The following is a 12270-nucleotide window of genomic DNA, read 5'->3' as shown; positions in this document are numbered from 1 at the left end:
AACCAGATAGAGACGTCATGTTCAAGCGAAACACCTTAGGCCTCGGTGGTGCCGCCCTGTGCGGCACCCTGCTGGTCAGCGGCTGTGCCAATCACATGTCACAACGCAGCGAGCACGAGGAACGTGTCGAGCGCAAACTGCTCGATCACAGCCTGCAGATCGATGTCGGCGAGCCCAAGGTGCTTGAGCTGCCGCAACGGCGCGTGAAGATCAACGAACAGAAGACTTTCGAAGTCACCGAGTTCGAGGTCACCCGCCATTACGACCGTTACACGCCTTACCAGCCATGGCGGGAGATCTACGAGATCCCGCTGGGCGCGGTGGCGGTGGTCGGCGGCGTCGGCGCGAACGTGGTCAACGTGTTTGCCCTCGGCAATCTGCCCGACAGCGTGACACGTGACTGGCTCAGCTACGGTTTCGCCGGGCTCAACCCGTTCATGAACGTGCAATCCAATGGTCGCGCGCAACAGAACCTGGCCGGTATCGACGAAGTCCAGCGCGACAAGCGCACGGAATATTCGAGCCTGCCGTGGAGCGAGCGCCCGGTTCAGGTCAAGGCCGGCAAGCAGACCTTCGACATGACCACCGATCGCAACGGCGTGCTGCGCCTGAACCTGCTGGACAGCCCGTTCGCCGAAAACGACCTCAATCATGTAGGGAAACTGCAGATCAGCGTCGAAGACGGCAAGGATGACGTGCATTCCGACTCGTCTCTGGCGATCAGCAGTCACCTGCGCGGCAAGCTGCTGGAAGCTCACGGGCTGATCTACGACGATCTTGAAGACGACGAAGTGAGCCAATGGGTGCACCGGGTCAAGCGTCTGTCGGAACTGGGTCTGGAAGAAGAAGCCAGTGAACTGGAACAAAGCCTGATTGAACTGACCCGCAACGATCCTGAGTTGCAGGCCGAATTCCTCAAGTCCCTGACCCGGGATGCGGGGCGTCTGGTGGCGGATCCGGGGCCGAACTGAACCCCCTGAAAAAAATGCCCGAACCTGCTTCGGGCATTTTTTTGTCCGCTTATCGCTCAAACAACTCCATCTGCTCAAAACCGCCGCGCAAATCCTCGAGCCGCACACCCACCCCCAACAACCGCACCGGCTTACCACCGCGATTGAACGCCTGGGTCAGCATCAACTGGTAACTGCCCAGATCCCGCCCTGCCCCGGCCTGCTCCAGTGTGGTCTGGGTGAAATCGTGAAACTTCACTTTGACGAACGGCTTGCCCGGCCGGTAGCTGCTGTCGATCCGCGCCATACGGGTTTTCAGGGTTTCCAACAGTTCCGGAAGCTTGTCGAGGCAACTGCGTAGATCCGGCAGATCGACGTCGTAGGTGTTTTCGACACTGATTGACTGACGACGACTGTCGTTGTGCACCAGCCGCTCATCGATCCCACGGGCCAGACTCCACAAACGCTCGCCGAAACTGCCGAATTCCCGCACCAGCGCCAGCTTGTCCCACTCGCGCAATTGCAGACAGTCACTGATACCGAGCTTGCCCAGCTTGTCGGCCGTGACCTTGCCCACCCCGTGCAGCTTGCTCACCGGCAGGCCACTGACGAAGTCTTCGACCTGGTCCGGGGTGATCACGAACAAGCCGTTGGGCTTTTTCCAGTCGCTGGCGATCTTGGCCAGAAACTTGTTCGGCGCCACGCCGGCGGAGACGGTGATGTGCAACTGATTGGAAACCCGGCGGCGAATGTCCTGGGCGATCCGCGTGGCGCTGCCGCCGAAGTGCGCGCTGTCCGAGACGTCGAGATAGGCTTCGTCCAGGGAAAGCGGCTCGATAAGGTCGGTGTAATCGCTGAAGATCGTATGAATTTCCTTCGACGCCTCGCGATAGGCATCCATGCGTGGCTTGACGATGGTCAGGTCCGGGCACAGTTTCAAGGCATGTCCGGACGACATCGCCGAGCGAACGCCGTAAGCCCGCGCCTCATAGTTGCAGGTGGCGATCACTCCGCGCCGGTCCGCCGAACCACCGACCGCCAACGGCTTGCCGGCGAGGCTCGGGTCATCCCGCATCTCGATGGCGGCGTAGAAACAGTCACAGTCGACGTGGATGATTTTTCGCTGAGTCATGACAGAAAAGGAAACATGGCGAGCCGGACCGGCAGTATCTCACCTGTATATAGCACCAGTGGTATGAATGTTCTTTTCAGTTTGTAGGAAACCGCCTTTGAATTTATTTTCTCAATCGAAAAGCAACCTCCAATAGAGCTGAAACCCTTGCGCTGCCTGACCTGCAGCCGAGCAAAAGACCGTCCGTCAGCGCTAACCAATTGAAGCTGAACAGGTTTTATCCGAATTGAAGGTTGACACTCCGGCGTTCCTCTGTAGAATGCCGCCACACAGACGCGGGATGGAGCAGTCTGGTAGCTCGTCGGGCTCATAACCCGAAGGTCGTCGGTTCAAATCCGGCTCCCGCAACCAAACATCAAAAAAGGCCAATCGAAAGATTGGCCTTTTTTGTGCGCGTCGGTTTTTCGGATCCAGTCGCGCCAAGCGGAAATCGTTCCGATTCCGAAACTTAGCGCTCCCCCTGCGACCGTTTGCCGCGATTGCACACTTATTTGACCCATCACGGGATTATCGGTTGACACCTCGCCGTTCGCCTGTAGAATGCCGCCACACAGACGCGGGATGGAGCAGTCTGGTAGCTCGTCGGGCTCATAACCCGAAGGTCGTCGGTTCAAATCCGGCTCCCGCAACCAAACATCAAAAAAGGCTACTCGAAAGAGTGGCCTTTTTTGTATCTGTGGAAAAATTCCTTTCGCAACAATGATCTGTCACTGTGCAGTGAACCGTTCAGGATCTTCAGACCCGCCGAGTTGCGACTATGCTTGAGTCGCGGACAAGGCATCTGCAATCCAGGACCTGCCCTCGCCGATACCCGGTGAGAGGCGTAGTATTTTGTGATTATTTTTTTCTACAGGGATTGGTTACTTGGCTGGATACCTCCATCCTGTCGCGCACAATCCAAGAGGTGATTGATGCGCGCCAACTCGTCTGATTCACAAGACACCGTCACAGCGACCCCACCGATCAAGCCTGAGCGTCTGCGCCTGCTGGATCGGATCAGCAAATACCGGCAACCGATCGGTCTGGCGGTTACTTTGCTGCTGTTCGCCATCGCGCTGATTGCCTGTCGCCATCTGCTCAGCGAACTCGATCTCGACGCACTGCACGACTCGATTCTGGAGGTGCCGAAACCGGCCCTTCTCGGTGCCCTCGGTGCGACATTCGTCGGCTTCATCATTCTGCTCGGCTATGAATGGTCGGCCAGTCGTTATGCCCGCGTGACGCTGGCACCGAAAGTTCTGGCCCTTGGCGGCTTCACCGCGTTTGCCATCGGCAACGCCATCGGCCTGTCGATGCTGTCCGGCGGTTCGGTGCGTTACCGTTTATATGCACGACATGGCCTGGGCGCGTCCGAAGTCGCGCACATGACGCTGTTCGCCAGCCTGTCGCTGGGCTGCGCCCTGCCGCCGCTGGCTGCCCTTGCGACCCTGAGCAACTTGCCTGCTGCATCGCAGGCACTGGGGTTGTCCGAGACCTTGTTGGGGACGATTGCCGGCGTGGTGCTGCTGCTCGGCGCGATCCTGGCTATCGGCATCTATCGCCGTCGCCTGCCGGAACAACCTTATCCGGACAACCTGCTGGTTCGGGCCGGTCGTCGCACCCTGCGTCTGCCGGGTCGTCGCCTGACGTTCCTGCAACTGGTCATCACCGCCCTCGACGTCGCCGCCGCTGCGACCGTCCTTTATCTGCTGCTGCCGGAAGCGCCGCCCTTCGGTGCGTTCCTGCTGGTTTATCTGCTGGCGCTGGCGGCGGGCGTACTCAGTCACGTTCCGGGTGGCGTGGGGGTCTTCGAAGCGATTCTGCTCGCGGCGTTCGCCGACAAGCTTGGCGCCGCGCCACTGGCCGCTGCCCTGCTCCTGTATCGCCTGATCTATGTGGTGCTGCCGTTGCTGGTGGCCTGCGTGCTGTTGCTGCTCAACGAAGGCCAGCGTCTGTTTCAGTCGCAGACGATGCGTGCAGCCTCCGGTCTGGCGGCACCGATTCTCGCGGTGCTGGTGTTCCTGTCCGGCGTGGTGCTGCTGTTTTCCGGCGCGACGCCAGAGATCGACACCCGTCTGGAACACATCGGCTTTCTGATTCCTCACCGCCTGGTCGACGCCTCGCACTTTGGCGCCAGCCTGATCGGCGTGCTGTGCCTGATGCTCGCCCAGGGCTTGCGTCGCCGGTTGTCGGCGGCGTGGATGCTGACCACCATTCTGTTGCTGGTGGGCGCCCTGCTCTCGCTGCTCAAGGGTTTCGACTGGGAAGAAGCGACCCTGATGACCCTCACCGCCGCGCTGCTGGGGGTGTTCCGTCGCTCGTTCTACCGCCCGAGCCGTCTGACCGAACTGCCGTTCTCGCCGCTGTATCTGGTGGCCAGCCTGTGCGTACTCGGTGCTTCGACCTGGCTGTTGCTGTTCGCTTATCAGGACGTTCCGTACAGCCATCAACTGTGGTGGCAGTTCACCCTCGACGCCGACGCCCCGCGCGGCCTGCGCTCGCTGCTCGGCGCCGCCGTGCTGCTGCTGGTGATCGCCCTGACCTGGCTGCTGCGCACCGCCCGCCCGGTGATTCACCTGCCGACACCGGACGAACTGGAACGCGCCTCGAAGATCCTGATGGCCTCCTCGCAACCGGACGGTGGCCTGGCCCTGACTGGTGACAAGGCGCTGCTGTTTCATCCCAACGACGAAGCCTTCCTGATGTACGCCCGCCGCGGCCGCAGTCTGGTGGCCCTGTACGACCCGATCGGCCCTGGCCAGCAACGGGCCGAGATGATCTGGCAGTTCCGCGACCTGTGCGACATCCATCACGCCCGTCCGGTGTTCTATCAGGTGCGCGCCGAAAACCTGCCGTACTACATGGACATCGGTCTGACTGCGATCAAGCTGGGCGAGGAAGCCCGGGTCGATCTGCATCGCTTTGACCTGGAAGCCAAGGGCAAGGAGATGAAGGACCTGCGCTACACCTGGAACCGTGGCACTCGCGATGGCCTGTCACTGGAAATCCATGAGCCGGGCCAGGCGCCAATGGATGAGCTAAAGGTGATTTCCGATGCCTGGCTGACCGGCAAGAACGTGCGCGAGAAAGGCTTCTCCCTTGGCCGTTTCAGCGACGATTACCTGAAGCATTTCCGCATCGCGGTGATTCGCTTCGAAGGGCGCCCGGTGGCATTCGCCAACCTGCTCGAGACCTACAGCCATGACCTGGCCAGTCTCGACCTGATGCGCGCGCACCCGGACGCCCCCAAGCTGACCATGGAATTCATGATGGTCGGTCTGATTCAACACTATAAGAGTCACGGATACGCGCGCTTCAGCCTGGGCATGGTGCCGCTGTCGGGGTTGCAACCCCGGCGCGGGGCACCACTGACCCAGCGTCTGGGCTCGATGGTTTTCCGCCGTGGTGAGCAGCTGTACAACTTCCAAGGCTTGCGCCGCTTCAAAGACAAGTTCCAGCCTGACTGGGAACCCCGTTATATGGCCGTGCCCGCCGGACTGGATCCGCTGGTGGCGCTGGCCGACACTGCTGCCCTGATCGCGGGCGGCTTGACTGGATTGGTGAAACGCTGATGATTCAACGCTCCCTGAAGTACATCCTGGTCGCACTGCTGGTGCTGGCCGCGATTGCCGGTGGCGGTTTCTGGTACCTCAAACGCCCGGCACCGGAACCGACCCTCGAACAGCTCACCCCGGCCGATGGCGCCGCCATGACCCGGGTCATCCCTGGCACCAAGCCCAAGGCTCAGGTGCTGGTGGCGGTCAACGACGACCAGAAGCTCAGTGACAAGCAACTGACCACCCTGAGCCGCAGCGCCTCGGCGCAGATCGTCCAGGTGATCCTGCCCAAGGACTGCCTGCTGCAAAGCCGCGCCCTGCAAGCGGGCCTGCGTGAACTGAACGGCCCGGCGACCCTGGTCAGCGGCATCGGCCCCGGCGCCGTCCTGGCGTGGCGCTGGCTGTCCGAGCAGAAGGACGACAAGGCCCAGGCCGTCTCCGTCGACCTGGCCCTGGAAAAACCCGGCTGCACCCACTTGCTGCCAAAAGCCGCCGCCCACGGCCACTGGCTGGTGGCGTGGAACGATAACCCGGACGACACCAGCGCCGGCTTCGTGCGCGACCAACCGAACGCCGAAACCAGCATCAGCGACTACGACATCAACCTGCCGCAAGTGCTGAACAACGAACTGCGCAAGATCCTCGTCGGCGGCGACAAGGCCAACGGCGGCCTGCAGATCCCGGTGGTGGAAGTCCCGGCCGGCCAGGCCAAGGACACTGTCACCCTGTTCCTGTCCGGTGACGGCGGCTGGCGAGATCTGGACCGCGACGTGGCCGGTGAAATGGCCAAGATCGGCTACCCGGTCGTCGGCATCGACACCCTGCGCTACTACTGGCAGCACAAGAGCCCGGAACAGAGCGCGCTGGACCTGACCGAACTGATGCAGCACTACCGCCAGAAATGGGGCACCAAGCGCTTCATCCTGACCGGCTACTCGTTCGGCGCCGACGTCCTCCCGGCCATCTACAACCGCCTGCCGGAAACCGAGCAGCAACGCGTCGACGCAATCATCCTGCTGGCCTTCGCCCGCACCGGCAGCTTCGAAATCGAAGTCGAAGGCTGGCTCGGCAACGCCGGCAAAGAAGCCGCCACCGGCCCGGAAATGGCCAAGCTGCCACCGGCCAAGGTCGTGTGCATCTACGGTGAAGAAGAAACTGACGAAAGCGGCTGCACCGACAAGACGGCGGTGGGCGAAGCGGTGAAGTTGCCTGGTGGCCACCACTTCGACGAGAACTACCCGGCGCTGGCCAAGCGTCTTGTGGACTTGATCGAGAAGCGCCAGAACACTGCGCAGGTGGCGGAAGAGTGATCTGAAGCGCACCAACGAAAAGCCCCCGCGACTTCGCAGTTGCGGGGGCTTTTTCGTTTTGGCAAACGCCCGAGATCCTTGTGGGAGCCGGGCTTGCCCGCGATGGCGATGGGTCAGGCAGCTGATTTGTAAACTGATACACCGCATTCGCGGGCAAGCCCGCTCCCACAGGGATCTCCACTGGATTCTGATAAGTCCACAAACACAAAAAAGCCCCCGCCAGCCGCAAAGCTGACGGGGGCTATTCAATCGAGACGCAACCTACATCTCCACCTGCGTCCCCAACTCAATCACCCGGTTCAGCGGCAGATTGAAGAAGCGCAGGTTGCCGTTGGCATTCTTCAACATGAACGCAAACAGCGCTTCACGCCAACGGGCCATGCCTTCGAGTTTCGAGGCGATGACCGTTTCGCGGCTGAGGAAGTAGGTGGTGCGCATCGGGCTGAAGTCCAGATCATCCAGATGGCACAGCTTCAGCGCCTGCGGCACGTCCGGTTCGTCAGTGAAGCCGAAGTGCAGGATCACCCGGAAGAAGCCTTCGCCGTGGGCTTCGACTTCGAAGCGGCGAGATGGCGGGACGCGCGGGATGTCTTCGTAAACGACAGTCAGCAGCACCACTTGCTCATGCAGCACCTGGTTGTGCAGCAGGTTGTGCAACAACGCGTGCGGCACCGCGTCGGAGCGGGCGGTGAGGAACACGGCGGTGCCCTGCACGCGATGCGGTGGTTGCACGCGGATGCTGCTGATGAAGATCGGCAGCGGCAGCGCGCCTTCGTCGAGGCGCTCGACCAGCAGTTGCTTGCCGCGTTTCCAGGTGGTCATCAGCACGAACAGCGCGATACCGGCGATCACCGGGAAGGCACCGCCCTGGACGATCTTCGGCACGTTGGCGGCGAAGTACAGACCGTCCACCAGCAGGAAGCCGAGCAACACCGGCACCGCCAGAATCGGTGGCCATTTCCACAGCAGCAACATGACTGCCGACACCAGAATCGTGGTCATCAGCATGGTGCCAGTGACAGCCACGCCGTAGGCCGAGGCCAGGGCGCCGGAGGATTCGAAGCCGATCACCAGCAACACCACGCCGACCATCAGCGACCAGTTCACGGCACCGATGTAGATCTGGCCCTGCTCGTCGCTGGAGGTGTGCTGGATGTACATGCGCGGGATGTAACCGAGCTGGATCGCCTGACGGGTCAGGGAGAACGCGCCGGAAATCACGGCCTGGGAGGCAATCACCGTGGCCAGGGTCGACAGACCGACCAGCGGAATCAGCGCCCAGCTCGGGGCCAGCAGGTAGAACGGGTTGCGCGCGGCGTCCGGGTTCTCCAGCAGCAAGGCGCCCTGACCGAAGTAGTTCAGCACCAGCGCCGGCAGCACCAGCAGGAACCACGCACGGGCAATCGGCTTGCGACCGAAGTGGCCCATGTCGGCGTACAGCGCTTCGGCACCGGTCAGCGCCAGCACCACGGCGCCGAGGATCGCCACGCCCATGCCCGGATGGACGGTGAAGAACCGCACCGCCCACACAGGATTCATCGCGTGCAGCACTTCCGGGGTGTGGCTGATGCCGTACACGCCGAGGGCGCCGAGCACCAGGAACCAGGTGACCATGATCGGCCCGAACAGAATACCGATCCGCGCCGTGCCGTGCTTCTGGATCAGAAACAGCGCCACCAGCACCACCAGCGACAGCGGCACGACCCAGTGGTCGATGCCGTCGAAGGCCAGGCCCAGACCTTCAATGGCCGAGAGCACGGAAATCGCCGGGGTGATCATGCTGTCGCCATAGAACAGCGCCGCGCCGATCAGCCCGCAGACCACCAGCAACGTACGCAATCGCTTGCGCCCCGCCGCTGCCCGCCGCGCCAGCGCGGTGAGCGCCATGATCCCGCCTTCGCCCTGGTTGTCGGCGCGCAGGACGAACATCATGTACTTGATTGAAACGACCCAGATCAGCGACCAGAAAATCAGCGACAGAATGCCGAGCACTCCGTCGTGATTGACGGGCACACCGTAAGCGCCGGAAAACACTTCTTTGAGGGTGTACAACGGGCTCGTGCCGATGTCGCCGTAAACTACCCCGACCGCCGCGACCAGCATGCTCAGCGGCTTGGTGGCCGAACCTTCGGCGCCTGCCGCGTGACTACTTGCCTGACCCATCCAACACTCCTGATTCCCAGACCGGCTTCTTATATGAAGCACTATGCTTTGTGTGCAGCATGCGCGTTTTTACGCCCTGTAACAGACGTTTTCTTGACTGTAAAAATTCAGTAAAGCGCAACGGCGCGAAGCATAGCGCAGCACTCGTCGTATTTCCCTGCATAAAGCTGGTCAAGTGCGCTGCTCGTCGCTAGAATTGCGCACTTTTTGATCAGAGGCGCAGTTCAAGCGCCCGTCCGTCGGTTCCTGAACAAGGTAATCGATGTCACAAAACACCGAGGTTAGACATGTCCACCACTCCTGCGCCGGCCAATCCAAAGGTTGGCTTCGTTTCTCTGGGTTGCCCGAAAGCACTGGTCGACTCCGAGCGCATCCTGACCCAGCTGCGCATGGAAGGCTATGACGTGGTGTCCACCTATCAGGACGCCGACGTGGTCGTGGTCAACACCTGCGGCTTCATCGACTCGGCCAAGGCCGAATCGCTGGAAGTCATCGGCGAAGCGATCAAGGAAAACGGCAAGGTCATCGTGACCGGCTGCATGGGCGTGGAAGAAGGCAACATCCGTGACGTGCACCCGAGCGTGCTGGCCGTCACCGGTCCGCAGCAGTACGAGCAAGTGGTCAACGCCGTGCACGAAGTCGTGCCGCCGAAGCAGGATCACAACCCGCTGATCGACCTGGTGCCGCCGCAAGGCATCAAGCTGACCCCGCGTCACTACGCATACCTGAAGATTTCCGAAGGCTGCAACCACAGCTGCAGCTTCTGCATCATCCCGTCGATGCGCGGCAAACTGGTCAGCCGTCCGGTGGGCGACGTGCTCGACGAAGCCCAGCGCCTGGTCAAATCCGGCGTGAAGGAACTGCTGGTGATTTCCCAGGACACCAGCGCCTACGGCGTTGACGTCAAATACCGCACCGGTTTCTGGAACGGCGCGCCGGTGAAAACCCGCATGACCGAACTGTGCGAAGCGCTGAGCACCCTCGGCGTCTGGGTCCGTCTGCACTACGTTTACCCGTACCCGCACGTCGACGAACTGATCCCGCTGATGGCCGCCGGCAAGATCCTGCCGTACCTGGACATCCCGTTCCAGCACGCCAGCCCGAAAGTCCTCAAGTCGATGAAGCGCCCGGCGTTCGAAGACAAGACCCTGGCGCGGATCAAGAACTGGCGCGAAATCTGCCCGGACCTGATCATCCGTTCGACCTTCATCGTCGGCTTCCCGGGCGAAACCGAAGAAGACTTCCAATACCTGCTGAACTGGCTGACCGAAGCCCAGCTCGACCGCGTCGGCTGCTTCCAGTACTCGCCGGTCGAAGGCGCGCCGGCCAATGACCTGAACCTCGACATCGTTCCGGACGACGTCAAGCAGGATCGCTGGGAGCGCTTCATGGCGCACCAGCAGGCCATCAGCTCGGCGCGCCTGCAAATGCGCATCGGCCGCGAAATCGAAGTGCTGGTGGACGAAGTCGACGAGCAAGGCGCGGTCGGCCGCTGCTTCTTCGACGCCCCGGAAATCGACGGCAACGTGTTCATCGACAACGGCAGCAACCTCAAGCCGGGCGACAAGGTCTGGTGCAAGGTGACCGACGCCGACGAATACGACCTCTGGGCCGAACAGATCTAAGCGCGAAAAATACAGAAAGCCCCGCTCTCTTTTACGAGATGCGGGGCTTTTTTACAGCTAGAGTTTGTGAGGGGAAGGACTCCCTCATCCATGACAAAGAGGCTATCGGGCATGCGTCAGCATTCGGTCATCCACACGCCGAAACTCAGCGATTACCAGGAACTGACCCGGGTCTGGGAGGCCTCGGTCCGTGCGACTCATGATTTCCTGCCGGAATCCTACATCGAGCTGCTGAAGAATCTGGTGCTGACCCGCTACCTCGATGCGGTGATGTTGATCTGCACCCGGGACAGCCACCAGCGCATCACCGGGTTTGCCGGTGTCGCGGCGGGCAAGATCGAAATGCTGTTCATCGACCCGGCTCATCGCGGCCAGGGCCTTGGCAAGAAACTGTTGAAGTACGCGATGGAACACCTGAACGCCGACGAACTGGACGTCAACGAGCAGAATCCGCAGGCCCTGGGGTTTTACTTCAAGCAAGGGTTCGAGGTGATCGGCCGCTCGGAGGTCGATGGCATGGGCCAGCCGTATCCACTGCTGCATATGCGTCTGCGGCAGAATCAGCAGCGCTCGCAACACGGCTGACAAGACAGAAATCAACTGTGGGAGCGAGCCTGCTCGCGATGGCGATCTGACAGTCGACATTGATATCGAGACTAAAGGCCTCATCGCGAGCAGGCTCGCTCTCACAAAAAGCCAAGCGGTAAAAATCGTTCCGGGCTTAACCGGCCCCAGGCAGGTACAATGCCCACCCCTTTTTTGTTACGGCCCCTGTCATGACTGACCCGATTCGCCTCTCCAAACGCCTCATCGAGCTGGTCGGTTGCTCCCGCCGGGAGGCCGAGCTGTTCATCGAGGGCGGCTGGGTCACCGTGGACGGCGAAGTCATCGACGAGCCGCAGTTCAAGGTCGGCGACCAGAAGGTCGAGCTCGACAAGGACGCCAAGGCCACCGCGCCGGAGCCGGTGACCCTCCTGCTCAACGTGCCGGCCGGCATGGATGTCGACAGCGCCATGCAGTCGCTGAACGCCGAGACCCTCAGCGAAGAACACCGCTACGGCAAGCGTCCGCTGCGCGGGCATTTCCTGCGCCTGACCGCCAGCGCCGACCTGCAACCCAAGGCCAGCGGCCTGCTGGTGTTCACCCAGGACTGGAAGGTGCTGCGCAAGCTCACCGCCGACGCGGCCAAGATCGAGCAGGAATACGTGGTCGAAGTCGAAGGCGACATGGTTGCCCACGGCCTCAACCGACTGCAGCACGGCCTCACCCACAAGGGCAAGGAGCTGCCGCCGGTCAAGGCCAGCTGGCAGAACGAAAACCGTCTGCGCTTCGCCATGAAGAACCCGCAGCCGGGGATCATCGCTCAGTTCTGCGAAGCGGTCGGCCTGAAGGTCATCGGCATACGCCGGATCCGCATCGGCGGCGTGTCCATCGGCAAGGTGCCGGTCGGCCAATGGCGCTACCTGTCCGGCAAAGAGAAATTCTAAGGCTCGCAAGCCACCCTACATTTCCGGCATCGCGCCCGCGTGATGCCCACAGCGAAAAGATCAGGAT

At 61.6% G+C, this 12270-nt stretch carries 8 protein-coding genes and 2 tRNA genes; 8 read left to right on the top strand and 2 right to left on the bottom strand.

Going from position 1 to position 12270, the window contains the following annotated elements:
* The first annotated feature begins 17 nt into the window (after positions 1–17).
* Positions 18–971, top strand: a complete 954-nt coding sequence (locus CAF76_RS16660) for a hypothetical protein (protein WP_039771323.1) — start codon at positions 18–20, stop codon at positions 969–971.
* Between the two features lie 49 nt (positions 972–1020).
* Here the strand turns inward: CAF76_RS16660 and dinB are convergent, their stop codons facing one another.
* A complete protein-coding gene (dinB, locus tag CAF76_RS16655; RefSeq protein WP_039771321.1) occupies positions 1021–2082 on the bottom strand; it encodes a DNA polymerase IV in 1062 nt (353 codons plus the stop codon).
* A gap of 274 nt (positions 2083–2356) precedes the next feature.
* On the opposite strand from dinB, the gene CAF76_RS16650 reads away from it, so the two are divergent.
* From CAF76_RS16650 to CAF76_RS16635, 4 genes are all read left to right on the top strand, one after another.
* Positions 2357–2433 (top strand) — tRNA-Met (locus CAF76_RS16650).
* Positions 2434–2637: 204 nt separating this feature from the next.
* A tRNA-Met gene (locus tag CAF76_RS16645) sits at positions 2638–2714 on the top strand.
* A gap of 279 nt (positions 2715–2993) precedes the next feature.
* Positions 2994–5633 carry a bifunctional lysylphosphatidylglycerol flippase/synthetase MprF gene (gene mprF, locus CAF76_RS16640; protein WP_064593893.1) on the top strand — a complete coding sequence of 880 codons (2640 nt, stop codon included), beginning with the start codon at positions 2994–2996 and terminating at the stop codon, positions 5631–5633.
* The gene (locus CAF76_RS16635; RefSeq protein WP_074691372.1) at positions 5633–6928 is read left to right on the top strand and encodes a virulence factor family protein; all 1296 of its coding nucleotides are present in this window, start codon (positions 5633–5635) and stop codon (positions 6926–6928) included. Before mprF ends, CAF76_RS16635 begins: the two co-directional genes overlap by 1 nt.
* Positions 6929–7189: 261 nt before the next feature.
* Here CAF76_RS16635 and CAF76_RS16630 read toward each other — a convergent pair whose 3' ends face one another.
* Complete coding sequence (locus CAF76_RS16630) at positions 7190–9031, bottom strand: potassium transporter Kup (protein ID WP_371857891.1); 1842 nt, start codon at positions 9029–9031, stop codon at positions 7190–7192.
* A gap of 347 nt (positions 9032–9378) precedes the next feature.
* On the opposite strand from CAF76_RS16630, the gene rimO reads away from it, so the two are divergent.
* From rimO to CAF76_RS16610, 3 genes are all read left to right on the top strand, one after another.
* Positions 9379–10716, top strand: a complete 1338-nt coding sequence (gene rimO / locus CAF76_RS16620; RefSeq protein WP_085612340.1) for a 30S ribosomal protein S12 methylthiotransferase RimO — start codon at positions 9379–9381, stop codon at positions 10714–10716.
* 111 nt (positions 10717–10827) lie between these two features.
* On the top strand, positions 10828–11301 hold the full coding sequence (locus tag CAF76_RS16615; RefSeq protein ID WP_085647830.1) for a GNAT family N-acetyltransferase: 474 nt from the start codon (positions 10828–10830) through the stop codon (positions 11299–11301).
* Between the two features lie 191 nt (positions 11302–11492).
* Complete coding sequence (locus tag CAF76_RS16610; protein ID WP_039771310.1) at positions 11493–12203, top strand: rRNA pseudouridine synthase; 711 nt, start codon at positions 11493–11495, stop codon at positions 12201–12203.
* Positions 12204–12270 lie beyond the last annotated feature (67 nt).

It is taken from the genome of Pseudomonas sp. B40(2017), assembly GCF_002112855.1.
Classification (GTDB): domain Bacteria; phylum Pseudomonadota; class Gammaproteobacteria; order Pseudomonadales; family Pseudomonadaceae; genus Aquipseudomonas; species Aquipseudomonas pharyngis.
Note: the sequence above shows the minus strand (reverse complement) of the source record. Positions and strands in the feature narration are given on the sequence as shown.